General features: G+C 70.9%; 16 protein-coding genes. 7 read left to right on the forward strand and 9 right to left on the reverse strand.

Features of this window, described 5'->3' with window-relative positions:
• The first annotated feature begins 19 nt into the window (after positions 1-19).
• A complete protein-coding gene (locus ACIF83_RS07355) occupies positions 20-1444 on the forward strand; it encodes an amino acid permease (protein ID WP_393471001.1) in 1425 nt (474 codons plus the stop codon).
• Here the strand turns inward: ACIF83_RS07355 and ACIF83_RS07360 are convergent, their stop codons facing one another.
• On the reverse strand, positions 1445-2596 hold the full coding sequence (locus tag ACIF83_RS07360; RefSeq protein ID WP_399724267.1) for a CapA family protein: 1152 nt from the start codon (positions 2594-2596) through the stop codon (positions 1445-1447). It lies immediately after the preceding gene.
• Between the two features lie 244 nt (positions 2597-2840).
• Here ACIF83_RS07360 and ACIF83_RS07365 point away from each other — a divergent pair, with 244 nt between their 5' ends.
• From ACIF83_RS07365 to ACIF83_RS07385, 5 genes are all read left to right on the forward strand, one after another.
• Complete coding sequence (locus ACIF83_RS07365) at positions 2841-3389, forward strand: sigma-70 family RNA polymerase sigma factor (RefSeq protein ID WP_398137932.1); 549 nt, start codon at positions 2841-2843, stop codon at positions 3387-3389.
• Between the two features lie 151 nt (positions 3390-3540).
• Positions 3541-4056, forward strand: a complete 516-nt coding sequence (locus ACIF83_RS07370; RefSeq protein ID WP_398137931.1) for a hypothetical protein — start codon at positions 3541-3543, stop codon at positions 4054-4056.
• Between the two features lie 151 nt (positions 4057-4207).
• Positions 4208-4861 (forward strand): zf-HC2 domain-containing protein, encoded by a 654-nt coding sequence (locus ACIF83_RS07375; RefSeq protein ID WP_399724270.1) that lies wholly within the window; start codon positions 4208-4210, stop codon positions 4859-4861.
• 144 nt (positions 4862-5005) lie between these two features.
• On the forward strand, positions 5006-5395 hold the full coding sequence (locus ACIF83_RS07380) for a hypothetical protein (protein ID WP_393470986.1): 390 nt from the start codon (positions 5006-5008) through the stop codon (positions 5393-5395).
• Positions 5396-5397: 2 nt separating this feature from the next.
• Positions 5398-7113 (forward strand): caspase domain-containing protein, encoded by a 1716-nt coding sequence (locus tag ACIF83_RS07385; RefSeq protein WP_399724273.1) that lies wholly within the window; start codon positions 5398-5400, stop codon positions 7111-7113.
• Between the two features lie 9 nt (positions 7114-7122).
• On the opposite strand, the gene ACIF83_RS07390 is transcribed toward ACIF83_RS07385, so the two are convergent.
• Together ACIF83_RS07390 and ACIF83_RS07395 are read right to left on the reverse strand one after the other, a co-directional pair.
• Positions 7123-7986, reverse strand: a complete 864-nt coding sequence (locus tag ACIF83_RS07390; RefSeq protein ID WP_399724276.1) for an Fpg/Nei family DNA glycosylase — start codon at positions 7984-7986, stop codon at positions 7123-7125.
• 31 nt (positions 7987-8017) lie between these two features.
• On the reverse strand, positions 8018-10105 hold the full coding sequence (locus ACIF83_RS07395; RefSeq protein ID WP_393470977.1) for a SpoIIE family protein phosphatase: 2088 nt from the start codon (positions 10103-10105) through the stop codon (positions 8018-8020).
• Between the two features lie 151 nt (positions 10106-10256).
• Between ACIF83_RS07395 and ACIF83_RS07400 the strand changes: the two genes are divergently transcribed.
• Complete coding sequence (locus ACIF83_RS07400; RefSeq protein ID WP_399724280.1) at positions 10257-11678, forward strand: lipase maturation factor family protein; 1422 nt, start codon at positions 10257-10259, stop codon at positions 11676-11678.
• Here ACIF83_RS07400 and ACIF83_RS07405 read toward each other — a convergent pair.
• From ACIF83_RS07405 to ACIF83_RS07430, 6 genes are read right to left on the reverse strand one after another with little or no spacing between them, the layout of a single operon-like run.
• Entirely contained in the window at positions 11666-12505 is an 840-nt protein-coding gene (locus ACIF83_RS07405) for an amidohydrolase family protein (RefSeq protein WP_399724283.1), read from the reverse strand. The two genes, ACIF83_RS07400 and ACIF83_RS07405, sit on opposite strands and share 13 nt — an antisense overlap.
• Positions 12502-12816, reverse strand: coding sequence for an L-rhamnose mutarotase (locus ACIF83_RS07410; RefSeq protein ID WP_398137927.1), 315 nt, complete (start codon positions 12814-12816; stop codon positions 12502-12504). Before ACIF83_RS07410 ends, ACIF83_RS07405 begins: the two co-directional genes overlap by 4 nt.
• Positions 12813-13784 (reverse strand): aldo/keto reductase, encoded by a 972-nt coding sequence (locus ACIF83_RS07415; protein ID WP_399724286.1) that lies wholly within the window; start codon positions 13782-13784, stop codon positions 12813-12815. Before ACIF83_RS07415 ends, ACIF83_RS07410 begins: the two co-directional genes overlap by 4 nt.
• Positions 13781-14536: an SDR family NAD(P)-dependent oxidoreductase gene (locus ACIF83_RS07420; RefSeq protein WP_399724289.1), complete on the reverse strand. Its 756-nt coding sequence runs from the start codon at positions 14534-14536 to the stop codon at positions 13781-13783. Before ACIF83_RS07420 ends, ACIF83_RS07415 begins: the two co-directional genes overlap by 4 nt.
• Entirely contained in the window at positions 14533-15873 is a 1341-nt protein-coding gene (locus tag ACIF83_RS07425; protein ID WP_399724292.1) for an L-fuconate dehydratase, read from the reverse strand. Before ACIF83_RS07425 ends, ACIF83_RS07420 begins: the two co-directional genes overlap by 4 nt.
• Before the next feature lie 36 nt (positions 15874-15909).
• A complete protein-coding gene (locus ACIF83_RS07430; RefSeq protein WP_399724295.1) occupies positions 15910-16935 on the reverse strand; it encodes an ABC transporter permease in 1026 nt (341 codons plus the stop codon).
• Positions 16936-16938: the final 3 nt, after the last annotated feature.

Raw genomic sequence — 16938 nt, forward strand, 5'->3', positions numbered from 1 at the left:
CGGTGAAGAGGTGAGGCACATGGCCAAGCTCCGTATGGGTGAGGGAATTCTCCGCCGCAAACCCATCGAGCACATCGAGGACACCGAGATCAGCGAGGGGCCCCAGCTGGAGCGGTCGCTCGGGCTGTGGCAGCTCACGGCGATCGGTGTCGGCGGCATCATCGGGGCGGGCATCTTCACGCTGGCCGGCACGGTGGCCCACGAGACGGCCGGGCCCGCGGTGCTGGTGTCGTTCCTCATCGCGGGCGCGGCGAGCGCCTGCGCAGCGCTGTCGTACGCCGAGTTCGCCGGGCTGATCCCGAAGGCGGGGTCGGCGTACACGTACGGCTACGCGGTGCTCGGCGAGTTCGCGGGCTGGTTCATCGGCTGGGACCTGCTGCTGGAGTACACGGCGATCGTGGCCGTCGTCGCCATCGGCATCTCCGGATACTTCGGCTTCCTGGTCGAGGAGATGGGCGCGAACCTGCCCGCCTGGATGCTGGGCGCGCCCGGCACCGGGCACGGGCACCGGGTCGACCTGTTCGCGGCCGCGCTGTGTCTGCTGATCGCCTGGCTGCTCAACCTGGGCATCCGTACCGCGGCCCGCTTCGAGACGTTCGTGGTCGCTCTGAAGGTGCTGGTGGTGCTGGTGGTGATCGCGGTGGGCGTGTTCCACATCAACAGCGCGAACTACCACCCGTTCTTCCCGTTCGGCATCAGCGGGGCGTTCACCGGTGCAGCGACCGTGTTCTTCGCGGTGTTCGGCTACGACGCCATGTCGACCGCGGCGGAGGAGTCGAAGGACGCGCAGCGGCACATGCCGAAGGCGATCATCTACTCGCTGGCGATCTCGATGGTGCTGTACGTGGCGGCATGCCTGGTGCTGACGGGCATGCAGAACTACACGGAGATCGACCCGGAGAGCGGCTTCTCGTCGGCGTTCAAGTCCGTGGGGCTGAACAAGCTCGCCGACGTGATCGCGGTGGGCGCGATCATCGGCATCCTCACGGTGATGTTCACGTTCATGCTGGGCGTGACCCGGGTGTGGTTCAGCATGAGCCGGGACGGGCTGCTGCCGATCTGGTTCGCCAAGACGCACCCGACGCGGCACGTGCCGACCCGTGTGACGTGGATCGTCGGGGCGGCCTCGGCCGTCATCGCCGGGTTCCTGCCGATCGGCGAGGCGGCCGAGCTGACCAACATCGGCATCCTGCTGGCGTTCGTGGTGGTGTGCGCAGCGGTGATCGTGCTGCGCTACCGGCAGCCGGAGCTGCCGCGCACCTTCCGGACCCCGTGGATGCCGTTCCTGCCCGCGCTGGGTGTCGTCTTCTCGATCTGGCTGATCACCTTCCTGCAGTGGCAGACCTGGGTGCGGTTCGCGGTGTGGTTCGTGATCGGCTGCGTGGTCTACTTCGGCTACTCCTACCGCCGTTCCGCGCTGGCCCGGCCGCAGTCCGCCGAGTGATCACTCCCCCATGACCAGCCCGTCGTCGGCGGCCCCGCGGCTGAGGACGACCTCCCTGATCCGGTCGCGCACCCCTTCCAGCTCGGCGCCGTCGGAGATCGCCTGGTTGAGGTCGCGGACCCGGCCGGAGTCGAGGTCGTACATCTGCGGGATGAACTCGGCCCTGGTGACCTGCCAGCGCTCGCCGGGACGGGCGGGCGGCGCGAAGGTGAAGCGGCCGAGGGTGGAGTCGTTGCCGCGCGAGTCCTGCACGCCCGTGTCGTTGTACATCTCGCCGGCGATCTGGTCGCCCAGGCCGTAGATCACCCAGGTGCCGTTGACCTTCTCGTACGCCTGCGGGACATGGGCGTGGGTGCCGAGGATCAGGTCGATGTCCGGGCGGCCGTTCGTCCTCGAGGCCGTCAGCTGCCGGGCGAGGGTGAGCTGCAGCCGGTCGGGGTCGTCCTGCCACTCGGTGCCCCAGTGCACGGAGACGACGACCACGTCGGCGCCCGCCCTCCGGGCGGCCCGGGCGTCGGCGATCATCCGGTTCCGGTCGATCAGGTCGACGGCCCAGGGCTGTCCGGACGGCAGCGGCCGGTCGTCGGTGCCGTAGGTGTACGACAGGTGCGCGACCCGGGCCCCGCCCGCCCGGAGCATCGTGACCGAGCGGGCCTCGCCCTGGGTACGGGCGGTTCCGGCGTGCCGGAGGCCGGCCCGGTCCATGGCGTCCAGGGTGCGCCGCATGCCGGGGGCGCCGTCGTCCAGGGCGTGCTCGGAGGCGGTGGAGCAGCCGTCGTAGCCGGTCGCGGCGAGACCCTGGGCGATCTGCGGCGGGGACTTGAAGACGGGGTAGCCGCTGTAGTCGCCGTCCGCGCCGTACACGGTCCCCATGTGACACAGCGCCAGATCGGCGCCGCTGACCACGGGCTCGACGCCGGACAGCATCGGGCGGAAGTCGTAGCCGTCGCCGCCGGCGTCGTAGCGCGCCCGCTCGATGACGGAGGTGTGCGGCAGCACGTCGCCGGAGGCGACGAGGGTGAAGCCGCGGTCGGCGGACGGCGCCGGGCGGCCCGTGACCGCGGACTCCTGCCGCTCGTGGTTCTGACAGGCGGCAGCGGCGGCGAGGAGGGCGGTCAGGGCCAGCGCCACCTGCTTTCTGCGTCCGATCATCAGCTCACCCCGGGATCGTTGTATCCACAGACGTCGTATTTACAGACAAGGCATTTACGGGCATATGGGTATGAATCCGACCCATCACGCAAACAGTCCGGGCGCCTGAATTAGCCCATCCGGCGCCGCCCCGCGCGCTCACGGACCACCTCTCGCCCTACCGTTCATCGACACGATCGACCGTCCGTCGCAGAGCCGTGTGCGCCCGCTGTCCCCCGGCGGCACCTTGCGCTGCCATACGGCCATGACGGCCGGAACCTCACTCACCCACGGGACGACGACCGCCGAGCACGAGCTCGCCGCACTCCAGCGCGAGCACGGCGGTCCCCTGTTCGCGCTGCTGCTCAGGCTGAGCGACGGGGACCGGCAGCGTGCCGAGGACCTCGTGCAGGAGACCCTGCTGCGCGCCTGGCAGCACCCCGAGGCCCTGCACGCCGAGGACTTCGACTCGGTGCGGCCCTGGCTGCTGACCGTCGCCCGGCGGCTGGCGATCGACGCGCGGCGGGCCCGGCAGGCGCGGCCGCCCGAGGTCGGCGACGAGGTGCCCGAGAACGCGCGGGTGACCGCCGACCACGCCGAGCGGGCCGCCACGATGCTCGACGTCCGGGAGGCTGTGAAGACACTCACGCCGGAGCACCGTGACGTCCTGATACTCGTGTACTTCCGCGGGGCCAGTGTGGCGGAAGCGGCGCAAACCCTGGGAATTCCACCCGGTACCGTGAAGTCTCGCGCGTATTACGCGCTGCGCGCCCTGCGCCGGGTCCTTCCGGGTTATGCGGCCGACCTGCGGTGAAACCGAAGGCTGGGTCAAACCTCGGTAAAGCGCCTTGCTGCGACCCCCGTTCGGGCAATCAGCTGTCCTCATCCGTGTTCCGGACGGGGACCGCCCGCACTGGGTCCAGGGTCTCGGGCGACACGCACGCACCGGAGGAAGGCAGGAAGGGATGCTGCACAGAGGGCACGAGAGCACGGACGGCACCGACGGCGGTGAACTGGCCGTTCCCATGGCCTGGTTGTACGCCGAGTACATCGCCGACGAGCTGCTGCGCACCGGCGACCTGATGCCGCCGACGTCCTTCGAGTTCCGGGCCGGCCGGGACGCGCTGGCGCTGACCGTCTTCCTCTCCGACACCGACGGCGAGCTGTCCGGGATCCGGGTGATCTCGCAGCTGGAGACCTGGCTGTCACTGACGGCGTACGACCAGCCGTGGCAGGAATGGGTGCGCGAGCGGATGGCCCAGCTGGCCGGCGAGGAGGCCGGGGCCGCCGCGCCGTCGCCGGACCTGGCGCTGGCGGCCGAGGCCTGGCGCTGGCTGGAGGAGACCGAGCTGCTCGCGCCCGACCTGGACGCGGTGCCGGGCGGCGGCGCGGTGTTCGGCGAGGACGACGGGCCGAAGGTGTGGACCCCGGCCTGGCGGCTCGGACTGCCCCTCGGACACCTGGCGATCCATCTTTTCTGAGCCGTCTCGAATTCAGACCAATCCGCGGGCCGGGCGGCTCCGAATCTCTTGGTCACGATTCGGTGTGTGTCTTGAGTGATTCGGTTGTCCGCTGCGTACGGATGGGAGCAAGGAGTAACCCCACCCACACCCATAGGCACGAGGATTCGGCATGAGGTCCCTGGAAAGGCATCGCGACGTCGGCGCGTACGCGCTCGGCGTGCTGGACGAGGCGGAGGCCTTCCGCTTCGAGGACCACCTCATGGAGTGCCCTCAGTGCGCGGCACAGGTGACCGAATTCGGTCCCACGGCACGGCAGTTGATGCTGTACCGCCGCTCCACGCCGCGCTTCGTGCACCCCATGGCCCAGCCCGGTCCCCGACTGCTCGACCGGCTGATGGGCGAACTGGCACACCGGCACCGGGCACGGCGCCGCCACTTCCTGTACGGTCTGGCCGCCTCGGTGGTGCTGGCCGTGGCCGGGCCGGGCCTCATGGTCTACGCCGGGCACGAGGAGCCCGCCGCCCGGGTCACCGCGGCGACCGACCCGAAAACGGGCGTGTGGGCGCAGGTGACCACCGAGGACGGATACTCCGGCAGCCGGATGCGGCTGGAGGTGAAGGACGGCTCCGGACCGCACTCCTGCCGGCTGGTCGTCATCGGCAACGACGGCTCGGAGCAGGTCGTCAGCGGCTGGAAAGTGGACGCCCACGACACCGGGACGACCACGACCACGGCGGGCTCCACCATGCATCCCGACGAGATCGCCCGCTACGAGGTGCGCACTGCGGACGGGCAGCCGCTGGTGTCGCTCGACGCCGGCTGAGTACCTCATTGAAGCGTCAATCACGTTGTCCGGCAACGGATTTGCCACCTCACGGGCATGGGCGGAGACTGAAAACGAAGACGCGGAGCCACCGACGGTCCGCTCTGCGCCGCCCCTAGGAGTTCGCACGAAGGGGCTGAGCCGGTGGAGAACCAAGTGCTGATCTGCCTCTCCGAAGAGGGGGCGGAAGCCGAGCGTGTGGAGCAGCTGACCGGCTATCTGCGTCAGGAACTGCTCTCGGCCGGCGCGGCGGACGATGTCCGTGCGGTCCCCGCGGAAGAGACACCCCCCGGCGCACGATGTGTGGACGTCGCCCTGGTCGGCTCCCTGCTGGTGGGCCTGGGTAATTCCCTCACCGGGCTGGGCCAGGTGATGAATGTGCTCCGTGACTGGCTGGGCCGGTTCGGGGACACCCGCCCGTCGCTGACCCTGACGCTGGACGGGGACACCCTGGAGATCTCGGCGGCGACGGACGAGCAGGTGGCCGATGCGGTGAAGATCTTCCTTGAGAAGCACTCCGCAGTGGGGACCTAGACATGGGCGAGTCCCGGCACGCGCTGATCATCGCCAACGACGCGTACGAGGATCAGGGCCTCAAGAAACTGAGAGCGCCCGGACACGATGCGGACGCCCTCTCCGGAGTGCTGCGCGATCCGGAGATCGGCGACTTCGAGGTGGATGTCCTGCGGAACGGGTCCGCGCAGGACATGCGCACGCGGATCGAGGACTTCTTCAAGAAGCGCCGCCGTGACGACACCCTGGTGGTGCACCTCTCCTGCCACGGGATCAAGGACGAGTCCGGCGAACTCTACTTCGCCGCCCGCGACACCCGGCTCGGGCTGCTGGAGGCCACGACGACCCCGGCCTACTTCGTCCACCGGTGTATGTCCCGCACGCTCGCGGGCTGCACCGTGCTGTTCCTCGACTGCTGTTACGCGGGGGCCTTCTCCCGCGGAGCGTCCATGAAGGCCTCCCGGGACATACACATCCTCGACGCCTTCCCGGGCGAGAGGCAGAGCGGTGGGCGGGGCTGGGCCGTCATCACGGCGTCGAACTCCATGGAGTACGCCTTCGAGGGCACGGAACTCACCGATGACAACGCCGCGGGCCCGTCGGTGTTCACGCACGCGGTGGTGGAGGGCCTGGAGACCGGTGACGCCGACATCGACGCCGATGGTGAGATCTCCCTCGACGACCTGTACAAGTACGTCCACCAGCACGTGACGGACCAGAACCCGAACCAGACCCCCAGCAAGACCGCCGAAATGCAGGGAAGCATGCAGGTGGCGCACAGTCGCCACCGGCGCATCAAGATCGAGGCCGAACCCATCCCGCGTCCCGTGCAGGAGGCCCTCCGCAGCAGGAACGACTTCACCCGCCGCGGGGCCGTCCGGGAGCTGCGTGCCCGCATGAAGAGCCAGAATCTCTGCATCGCCGAGGGGGCTCGCCAGACCCTGGAAACCGTGGCCCGCGACGACACCGTCCAGGTCGCCTACGAGGCGCAGCACGCCTTGGACGACGCCCGCCTCACGCCCTCTCCGGCCCGCCTGGACTTCGGCCGGGTGGAGCGGGGGGCCGCCGTGCCGCAGCAGTCCGTGACCCTGCAGGGTGTACCCCTGGCCCGCCGCTGTGTGGCTCACGCCACGGGCAAGTGGCTGCGGGTCGAGGAGTCCGCCGACGGTCTGGCCGTCGGTGTCGACACGTCCACCGAAGGGCGTCTGAGCGGCGACATCGCGCTGAAAGGGGTCGCCGACGATGCCGTGGTCCACGTCGAGGCCGAGGTGGTGCCGCCACCGCCCGAGAAGCCGCCCGACAAGAAGCCCACGGGCAGCGAGGTGAAGGAGCCGGGCCTCACTCACCGGCCCGAGTCCAGACTCCTGCTCGCACCCGCGTTGGCGGCGGCAGCCCTGGCCCTCGCCGTCACCTCGGTGATCACTTGGATCGTGGCAGTCGTGGCGACGGTGTACGCCGAGGAAGGCCTCAGGGTGGGACCGGAAGAGACGTTCGCACAGTCCGCCCGCCACCACGGAGTGATCCCGGCCCTCATCACCGCCCTGATCACCGCGACGGCGGCGCTCGTCCTCGGTGCGTTCGCCCGGCGCGATCTCAGCGCGCGGCGCAAGCGCTACACCCCAGGGGCGAAGAGTGCCACGCGTTCCATGGCCTCGGCGGCGAAGCACTGCGCGGTGCCGGTCTTGGTCCTGACCGTGCTCATGAGCATCGCCTACAACATCGTGACCAAACACCTGTGAACGCGCCGGCTACTTCAGCAGCCGCGACATCCTGCGGTCCGCCAATGACTTGCCCCCCGTCTGGCAGGTCGGGCAGTACTGCAGCGAGGAGTCGCTGAAGGAGACCTCGCGGACGGTGTCGCCGCAGACCGGGCAGGGCTCGCCGGTGCGGCCGTGCACACGCAGGCCGCTCTTCTTCTCCGCCTTCAGGCGTCCCGCGGCGAGGCCCCGTGAGCGTTCGACCGCCTCGGTCAGGGTGCTGCGCAGCGCCACGTAGAGCCGCTCGGTCTCCTCCGCGGTCAGGGACGCGGCAAGTTTGAACGGGGACATCTTCGCTGCATGGAGGATCTCGTCGCTGTAGGCGTTGCCCACCCCGGCGATCAGGCTCTGGTCGCGCAGGGCGCCCTTGATCTGGCGCCGCTCGTCCTTCAGCAGGGCGGCGAGGCGGTCCTCGTCGAAGTCGGCGGCGAGCGGGTCCGGGCCGAGTCGGGCCACACCGGGCACCTCCTGCGGGTCACGGACGATGTACACGGCGAGCTTCTTCTGGGTGCCGGCCTCGGTGAGGTCGAAGCCGGCACCGGTCTCCAGGGCGGCGCGCAGGGCGAGGGGGCCCTTCCCGGGGCGCGGCGGCCCGTCCGGGAGCCGGTCCTTCCACTGCAGCCAGCCCGCGCGGGCCAGATGGGTGACGAAGTGCAGACCGGCGCCGCCCTCGATGTCGAGGAACTTCCCGTGCCGGTGCACGGCGGTGACCTCGCTGCCCTCGAACGCGCCGACGGGAGGGTCGTACGTCTTCAGGACGCTGATCGCGACGGGCAGCACCCGTACGACCTCGTGGCCGACCAGGTTCTCGGTCAGGAAGTCCTTGAGGGCTTCCACCTCGGGGAGTTCCGGCATAGGTCCAGAGTGCCATCCGGGGCCCCTGTGGTCAGGTGCGCTCGTACACCAGGAACTCGCACCACACACACTTGCCGCCGCCGCGCGCCTCCACGCCCCACACGTCGGCGAGCCGGTCGACGAGGAGCAGTCCGCGCCCGGAGACCCCGTCCACCCCGGCGTCGCGGCGGCGCGGCAGGGCGCTGGAGGAGTCCTCGACCTCGACGCGCAGCCGACGGCCGCTGCCTTCGAGGGCCCGCAGGGTGACGATCGCGGAGCCCTCGGTGTGCATCAGGACGTTGGTGATGAGTTCGTCGGCGACCAGCTCGATCTCGTCGGCCCGGTCCCGGGCGCCCCAGGAGCGGACCGCGGCGCAGATCATGTGCCGGGCCTGGATGAGGGCCTCGGGGTCACCGGGTGCCACGTGCTGCTGGAGCCGGCCACCGGGCCGCGGGGCCTCCGGGACGCGGCGGCGCAGCAGGAGCAGGGCCACGTCGTCGTCGCCGCCCCGCTCCTCGGCCACCTCGATCAGCCGGGTGGCGAGGTCGCGTACCTCGTCCGGACCCTTGGCGATGAGGTTCGTGAGGGCCTCCAGCCCGTCGTCGAGGTCGGTGCCGGGCTGCTCGACCAGCCCGTCGGTGCACAGCAGCAGGGTGTGGCCGGGGTCGAGCTCGAGGGTGGAGACGGGGTACTCCAGGCGGCCGAACTCGGCGGAGAGGCCGAGCGGCAGCCCGCCCTCGACCGGGACCCGGTGGCAGCTGCCGTCGGCGTGCCGGACCAGCGGGTCGATGTGCCCGGCACGGACCACCTGGACGACCCCGGTGGACAGATCCGCTTCCGCGTACAGGCAGGTGGCGAAGCGGTCGGTGTCGAGTTCGTGCAGGAACACGGAGGCGCGGGCCATCACGGTGGCCGGGGTGTGCCCCTCGGCGGCGTAGGCGCGCAGCACGATCCTCAGCTGGCCCATCACGGCCGCCGCGTGCGTGTCGTGGCCCTGTACGTCGCCGATGACCGCGCCGACCCGGCCGCCGGGCAGCGGGATCAGGTCGTACCAGTCGCCGCCGATGTCCCGGCCCAGGGTGCCCCCGGCGGTGGCGGCGCGGTAGCGGACGGCTACGTCGGCGCCGCGGACGCTCGGGATGGTGCGGGGCAGCATCGCCTGCTGGAGGCCCTGGGCGAGGTCCTTCTCCTGTTCGTAGAGCATGGCCCGCTGCAGGCTCTGCGCGATGCTGCTGCCGAGGGCGACGAGGACGTTGCGCTCTTCGTCCGAGAAGCCGCTGCGGTCGTTGTAGAGCAGGCCCATCGCGCCGATCGGGCGGGCCTGGGCGATCAGCGGCAGATAGGCGGCGGAGGTGATGTGCATGTCCGTGATGTGCGGCCACAGGATGGGAAAGCGCTCGGAGAACTCCTCGGCCGACTCGATGAAGCACGGGCTGAGGGTCCGCACCGCCTCGCCCATCGGGTAGGGCTCGTCGATCCGGGTGATGCGGGTACCGGGCACGTAGGTGCCCACGGGGCCCTCGGCGACCAGCCGGATGCGGCCGGCCTCGACCAGGCCGAGGACCAGGCTGGTGGAGCCGAGCAGGGTCAGGCCCTGGGCGTCCGTGACGACGTCGATGACGTCCTGGACGGTGCGGGCGTGGGCGAGGGCCGCCGTGGCGATCTGGACAACGTTTGTCTGGTCGCGCCGGGCGGCCGCCTGCGCGACCGCGCCCTTGCGGAACACGCGTTCGCTCAGCTCGTCGGTGGCGTCCCGGACGATCCCGATGATCCGACGCGGGCGGCCCGTCTCGTCGCGCCGTATGTAGCCCTGGGTATGGGTCCAGCGCAGGGTGCCGTCGCGGCGCCGGACGCGGAAGTACGCGCCGTAGTTCTCCCGGCCGTCCTTGATGGCCTGGGCCACCAGGAGGTCGAGGCGGTGGCCCTCCGCGGCGGGTACCCGTACGGACAGGTGCTCGGGGTGGCCGTCGTACTCGTCGGGGCGCAGGTCGAAGATCTCGTGCGCCTGGGCGTCCATGCTGAACAGACCGGTGTCCAGGTCCCAGTCGAAGCTGCCCATACGGTTGAGCGCCAGAATCGGATCCGGGTGGGCGGGCCAGTCCTCCGGGAGTGACAGGGCACTCGCTGCCCGATCAGCCATGGGGCCACCTTGCCAGGATTTGTCCGATTCTTCGACCGCTGGGTGCCGCCTGCGGCGGTTACGCACACGAAGACGCGCGGTACCTGGAGTGACGAGCACCGCTGGGACACCGTCGTCGCGGCGGCCACAATGGAGGCAGGAGCACACCGCCGTGGACTGGTTCACCGCACCCGAGTACTGGCTGAGCCGGCTGGTCTTCCAGCGGGCCCTGGCCGGTCTGTACCTCGTCGCGTTCCTGGCGGCCGCCCTGCAGTTCCGGGCCCTGCTGGGCGAGCGCGGCATGCTGCCGATCCCGCACTACACGGCGCGGATCCCCTTCAGACGCGCCCCGAGCCTGTTCCACCTGCACTACTCGGACCGCTTCTTCGCGGCGTGTGCCTGGGCGGGCTGCGCGGTGTCGGCGGCCCTGCTGGCCGGCGCGGACTCGCTGCTGCCGCTGTGGAGCGGCATCCTGCTGTGGCTGGTGCCGTGGGCGCTCTATCTGTCGATCGTCAACGTGGGCCAGACGTGGTACGCGTTCGGCTGGGAGTCGCTGCTGCTCGAGGTCGGCTTCCTGGCCGCCTTCCTGGGCAACGACGAGGTCGCTCCGCCGATCGTCGTCCTGTTCCTGCTGCGCTGGATCCTGTTCCGGGTCGAGTTCGGCGCCGGGCTGATCAAGCTCCGGGGCGACGCGTGCTGGCGGAAGCTGACGTGCCTGTACTACCACCACGAGACGCAGCCGATGCCGGGTCCGCTGAGCTGGTTCTTCCACCACCTGCCGAAGCCGTTGCACCGGGTGGAGGTCGCCGCGAACCACTTCACCCAGCTGGTCGTGCCCGTTCTGCTGTTCACCCCCCAGCCGATCGCCTCGGCCGCCGCCGCCCTGATGATCGTCACCCAGCTGTGGCTGGTGCTGTCGGGCAACTTCTCCTGGCTGAACTGGATCACCATCGTCGTGGCCCTGTCCGCGCTGCGGCTGCCCGCCACGGCATCGTCCGTGCCCGCGGCACCGCTCTGGTACGAGGTCGTGGTGCTCGCGGTCGCCGCGCTGCTGGTCTTCCTGAGCTACCACCCGGTGACGAACATGATCTCCCGGCGCCAGGTCATGAATCGCTCCTTCGACCCGCTGCACCTGGTGAACACCTACGGCGCGTTCGGCAGCGTCAGCCGGATCCGTCACGAGGTGGTGGTCGAGGGCACGCTGGACGACATGCCGCGGGAGGACTCGGAGTGGCGGGAGTACGAGTTCAAGGGGAAGCCCGGCGATCCCCGGCACTGGCCACGCCAGTTCGCGCCCTACCATCTGCGCCTGGACTGGCTGATGTGGTTCGCCGCACTGTCCCCCGCCTACGCCGGCGAATGGTTCGGCGGGCTGGTGGAACGGCTGCTGGAGAACGACCGCGACACCCTGAAGCTCCTGCGCCGCTCCCCCTTCCCGCCGGACACCCCGCCCCGATTCGTCCGCGCCCGCCTCTTCCGCTACCGCTACACCACCTGGCAGGAGCTGCGGGAGACAGGAGCGTGCTGGGAGCGGGTCTACGTGCGGGACTGGCTGCCGCCCACACGGCTGGCCCGGATGGCTCAGAGGTCGTAGACCCGGCTGGCGGTGCCCTCGTACAGGGCGGTGCGCTCGGCCGCACTGAGACCTGCCGTCAACTCCCCTGCCGCGTCGTGGACTTGTGCATAGGTGGCCGCGAGCGTGCACACCGGCCAGTCGGAGCCGAACATGAGGCGCTCGGGGCCGAAGGCCTCCAGGGCGGTGTCCGCGTACGGGCGCAGGTCCTCGGTCGTCCAGGAGTCGGGGTCAGCCTCCGTGACCAGGCCGGAGAGTTTGGCGACGGTGTTGGGGAGGGCGGCCAGGACACGCAGCTCCGCGGCCCACGGTTCGCGTTCGCCCGAGGCGATGGGCGGCTTGCCCAGGTGGTCGAGGACGAAGGTGAGTCGAGGCAGGTCTGCGGCCGCCTTGGCACAGGCCGGGAGCTGGTGGGGCAGGACCACGAGGTCGTAGACCAGGCCCGCTTCGGCGACGGCGGCCAAGCCGCGCCGTACGTCGGGCCGCAGCAGCCACTGCGGGTCGGGCTCGCCCTGGACCTGATGGCGGATGCCCTTCAGATAGGAGCCGCCGGGGAGTTCGCGCAGGCGGGCCAGTTCGTCGGCGAGGTCGGCACGGGTGAGGTCGGTCCAGCCGACCACGCCCGCGACGAGGTCGTGTCCGGCCGCCAGGGCCAGGAACTCGGGGGTCTCCTCGGGGACGGTGATCGTCTGGACGAGGACGGTGCGGTCCACTCCGGCCGCCAGGGCCTCGGGTTCCAGGTCGGCGAGGGTGAAGTTCCTTCTCAGCGGCTGGAGTCCGGGGCCTTGGATCCAGTCCTGGTCGCGGACCGACAGGTCCCAGACGTGATGGTGGGCGTCGACGGTCACGGCAGCTCCCAGACGACCGGCAGCCGGGCGTCGGCGCCGCCCTGCGAGTAGTCGTGCACCACGTCGAGCAGCTCGGCCATCCGGGCCTGCCAGGCGACGTTGACCGGCAGCTCCTCGAGTGCGGCGAGGAGCCGGCCGTAGTCCTCGCACTCCAGGAGGTGGAAGAGGTCGGTGCCGCTGCGCCAGATGGTCCAGGAGGTGGTTCCGGCGGCGCGGATGGCCTCGGTGAGTTCCTTCGGGACCTCACGGTGGGCCGCTTCGTAGTCTGCGATGCGGTGGGCGCGGACCTTGGTGTGCAGGGCGACTCTCATGACGGCTCCTCGGACGGCAGCAGACCGGTGTCGCGCAGTTCCTGCCAGAAGGCGGGCGGGACGGGGATGGCGAACTGCTCGGCGCAGTCGTGCACTTCGGCTGCGGAGCGGGCTCCGGCCAGGACGCTGGCGACGGCCGGATGCGCGGCGCAGAAGGCCAGGGCGGCGGTGCGCAGGGTGATCCCGTGCCGGGCGGCGACCGCCTTCAGACGCAGGGCGCGGTCCAGCAACTCCTGTGGTGCGCGGGTGTAGTTGTACGTCGACTCGGGATTCGGATCCGCCAGTAGGCCCGAGTTGAAGGCGCCGCCGATGACGACCGACACCCCCCTCGACGCGGCCTCGGGCAGCAGCTCGGCCGCCGCGCTCTGGTCGAGCAGGGTGTACCGGCCCGCGCAGAGCACCACGTCCACGTCCGTGTCGCGGACGAACCGGGTGAGCATCTCCGCCTGGTTCATGCCCGCGCCGATCGCGCCCACGACACCCTCCGAGCGGAGCTTCTCCAGGGCGGGATAGCCCTCGCGGAAGGCCTGCTCGGCGTGGTCGTCGGGGTCGTGGAGGTAGACGACGTCCACCCGGTCGTGGCCGAGCCGGTCCAGGCTCGCCTCCAGGGTGCGGCGGATGCCGTCGGCGCTGAAGTCCCAGACGCGGCGGCGGTCGGCGGGGACGGCGAAGCCGTTCGCCAGGTCGTCTCCGGTGCCGTCGGCAGCGGGTTCCAGGCGGCGGCCGACCTTCGTGGAGAGCGTGTACGCGGCGCGGCCGTACGCCCGCAGGGCCGCGCCCAGGCGCCGTTCGGACCGGCCGAGGCCGTAGTGGGGTGCGGTGTCGAAGTAGCGGATGCCCCGCTCCCAGGCGGCCCGTACGGCCTCGTACGCCTGTTCGTCGTCCATCGGGGTGTACAGGTTGCCGATCCCGGCGGCGCCGAAGCCCAGCGGGCTGACCTCGACGCCACTGCGGCCCAGCCGGTTCACCGGCCCGCCGGGCGCAGCCTGAGGCCCTGCATACCGCCGTCGACGGCGAGGGCGGTGCCGGTGGTGGCACCGGAGAGGGGGCTGGCCAAGTAGGCGATGGCGCCCGCGACCTCGGCCGCCGAGACGAGCCGGCCGGTGGGCTGACGGGCCTCCAGAGCGGCCCGTTCGGCGGCGGGGTCGGTGGCCGCGTCCAGCAGCCGTCCGACCCACGGGGTGTCCGCCGTACCGGGGTTGACGCAGTTCACCCGGATGCCCTCACGGACGTGGTCGGCGGCCATGGCCAGGGTCAGGGAGTACACCGCGCCCTTGGTGGCGCTGTAGAGGGCGCGCTGCGGCAGCCCCGCGGTGGCGGCGATGGAGCAGGTGTTGACGATCGCCGCGTGCCGGGAGCGGCGCAGATGCGGGAGGACGGCGCGGGCGGCACGGACCATGCCGAGGACGTTGACGTCGAAGACGCGCCGCCACTCCTCGTCGTCGTTGTCCTCGACGGTGCCCTGGGCGCCGATGCCGGCGTTGTTGACCAGGACGTCGAGACCGCCGAGGGCCTCGGCGGCCTGCTCGACGGCGGTACGCACCGAGGTGGCGTCGCTGACGTCCGCCCGGTAGGCGAGGAGGGGCTTGTCCACCGGGGACGGGTCCAGGTCGAGCACGGCGACCTGGGCGCCGCGTTCGGCGAGGAGGTCGGCCGTGGCCCGGCCGATCCCGGAGGCGCCGCCGGTGACCAGGGCCCTGAGGCCCGCGAAGTCGCTCATGCCGCCTGTCCCTTCTGCGTGTCGGGGTCGGCGGCCCAGAAGGTGCCGCCGGGGTAGGTGTACCGCGCGATCGACTCGGGGCGCATGGCCGCCGAGAAGCCGGGCGTGGTGGGGGCCGTGTAGTGGCCGTCGCGGATCACCACGGGGGTGAGGAAGTGCTCGTGGAGGTGGTCGACGTACTCGATGACCCGGTCCTCGGTGGTGCCGGAGACCGCCAGGTAGTCGAACATCGACAGGTGCTGGACGAGTTCGCACAGGCCGACCCCGCCGGCGTGCGGACAGACGGGGACGCCGAACTTGGCGGCGAGCAGCAGGATGGCGAGGTTCTCGTTGACCCCGCCGACGCGGGCCGCGTCGATCTGCACGATGTCGAGGGCGCCGGCCTGGAGCATCTGCTTGAACACGATGCGGTTGTGGACGTGCTCGCCGGTGGCGACCTTGACAGGTGTCACCGCGCGGCGGATGGCCGCGTGGCCGAGGACGTCGTCGGGGCTGGTGGGTTCCTCGATCCAGTACGGGGCGAACTCGGCGAGCGCCTTGGTCCAGGCGATCGCCTCGTCCACGTTCCAGCGCTGGTTGGCGTCGACGGCGAGGCGGACGTCCGGTCCGACCACGGCGCGGGCGACCCGGCAGCGCCGTACGTCGTCCGCCAGGTCGGCGCCCACCTTGAGCTTGATCTGCCGGAAGCCGTCGGCGACGGCCTGGGCGGCGAGCCGGGTGAGTTTTTCGTCGTCGTAGCCGAGCCAGCCGGGAGAGGTCGTGTACGCGGGGAAGCCGCGCTCCAGCAGCCGGGCCCGGCGGTCCGCGGTGCCCTCGCTACCACGTCTGAGCAGGTCGAGGGCCTCCTCGGGGGTGAGGGCGTCGGTGATGTAGCGGAAGTCGATCTGGCTGACCAGCCACTCCGGTTCGGCGTCGGCGAGCAGCTGCCACAGCGGCTTGCCGGCCCGGCGGGCGGCGAGGTCCCAGACGGCGTTGACGACGGCCCCGATCGCCATGTGCATCACGCCCTTCTCGGGGCCGAGCCAGCGCAGCTGGCTGTCGGCGATCAGGTCCCGGAAGAGCGAGCCGGGGTCGGCGCAGACCTCTTCGACCGGGCGGCCGAGCACATGGCCCCGCAGCGCGACGATCGCTGCGACCTGGACGTCATTGCCCCGCCCGATGGTGAAGGTGAACCCGTGCCCCTCGTGCCCGTCGACGGCGTCCGTGCGCAGGACGACGTAGGCCGCCGAGTAGTCGGGGTCCGGGTTCATCGCGTCGGAGCCGTCCAGCTCGCGCGAGGTGGGGAAACGGATGTCGTGGGTGTCGACCGCGGTGATGCGGGCGGGGGCCTCGGACACTGAAGTCCTTTCGGTCAGGGGACAGTTGTGGCGGAGTCAGTCCTGGGCCCGGCCCGTCGTCACGCGGGCGATCATGAGGGCGACGAGGATGATCCCGCCGTAGATGGCCTGGATCCAGAACGACGGCACCTGCGCGAGGGTCAGCAGGTTCTGTACGACGCCCAGCAGGAGGACACCGGTGAGGGCGCCGACCATGGTGCCCTTGCCGCCGTCCAGGCTGATGCCGCCGATCACCGCCGCCGCGAACACGGTGAAGATCATGTTGTTGCCCTGGTTGGCGCTGATGGCGCCGACGTACCCGGTCTGCAGGAGGCCGCCGACGGAGGCGAGGACACCGGCGACGACGAACACCCCGAGCATCACGCGCTCGACCCGGATACCGGCCGCGCGGGCCGCGTCCGCGTTGCCGCCGATGGCGTAGAGGGCGCGGCCGACGCGGTGGTAGCGCAGGAGGAACCCGGTGACCGCGAAGGCGAACGCCGCCAGCCACACGGACATCGGGACGCGCAGGAAGGTCGTGGTGGCGAGGGTGAAGAACGCGTCGGGCATCCCGAACAGCGTCTTGCCCTTGGTGGCGCCGACCAGCAGCCCGCGCAGGATGATCAGCATCGCCAGGGTGACGATGAAGGCGTTGAGCCGGAACTTCACCACGAGGATGCCGTTGAGGGCGCCGATCGCCGCGCCGACGACGAGGATCGCGACCAGGGCGAGCGCGGTGGGCCACTCGGTGCCCCAGCCGGACTGGGCCGAGGGCAGGACGAGCAGGGCGCCCACGGCGGGGGCGATACCGACCACCGATTCGAGCGACAGGTCGAACTTGCCGGTGATCAGGACGAGCGACTCGGCGAGCACCACCATGGCGAGGGCCGCGGAGGCGCCGAGGATCGAGATGATGTTGCGCTCGGTCAGGAAGGAGCCGTTGACGAACGCGCCCAGCACCATCAGCAGCAACAGGGCGGGAACCAGGGCGAGTTCGCGGGCGCGGCGAAGCAGGACGGCCTTGGCCGAGCGGGGGCCCTGGACCTTGACGGGCGTGAGCGGCGGGGCCTTGGTGTCAGCCATGGT

The organism is Streptomyces sp. NPDC085866 (genome assembly GCF_044541035.1).
GTDB lineage: Bacteria > Actinomycetota > Actinomycetes > Streptomycetales > Streptomycetaceae > Streptomyces.

Excerpts from the sequence above, each read along its gene's own strand:
- ACIF83_RS07420 (WP_399724289.1), bottom strand. The coding sequence starts at position 14,536 with ATGAGCGACTTCGCGGGCCTCAGGGCCCTGGTCACCGGCGGCGCCTCC.
- ACIF83_RS07360 (WP_399724267.1), bottom strand. The coding sequence starts at position 2,596 with ATGATCGGACGCAGAAAGCAGGTGGCGCTGGCCCTGACCGCCCTCCTC.
- ACIF83_RS07410 (WP_398137927.1), bottom strand. The coding sequence starts at position 12,816 with ATGAGAGTCGCCCTGCACACCAAGGTCCGCGCCCACCGCATCGCAGAC.
- ACIF83_RS07365 (WP_398137932.1), top strand. The coding sequence starts at position 2,841 with ATGACGGCCGGAACCTCACTCACCCACGGGACGACGACCGCCGAGCAC.
- ACIF83_RS07355 (WP_393471001.1), top strand. The coding sequence starts at position 20 with ATGGCCAAGCTCCGTATGGGTGAGGGAATTCTCCGCCGCAAACCCATC.
- ACIF83_RS07385 (WP_399724273.1), top strand. The coding sequence starts at position 5,398 with ATGGGCGAGTCCCGGCACGCGCTGATCATCGCCAACGACGCGTACGAG.
- ACIF83_RS07370 (WP_398137931.1), top strand. The coding sequence starts at position 3,541 with ATGCTGCACAGAGGGCACGAGAGCACGGACGGCACCGACGGCGGTGAA.
- ACIF83_RS07395 (WP_393470977.1), bottom strand. The coding sequence starts at position 10,105 with ATGGCTGATCGGGCAGCGAGTGCCCTGTCACTCCCGGAGGACTGGCCC.
- ACIF83_RS07375 (WP_399724270.1), top strand. The coding sequence starts at position 4,208 with ATGAGGTCCCTGGAAAGGCATCGCGACGTCGGCGCGTACGCGCTCGGC.
- ACIF83_RS07390 (WP_399724276.1), bottom strand. The coding sequence starts at position 7,986 with ATGCCGGAACTCCCCGAGGTGGAAGCCCTCAAGGACTTCCTGACCGAG.
- ACIF83_RS07430 (WP_399724295.1), bottom strand. The coding sequence starts at position 16,935 with ATGGCTGACACCAAGGCCCCGCCGCTCACGCCCGTCAAGGTCCAGGGC.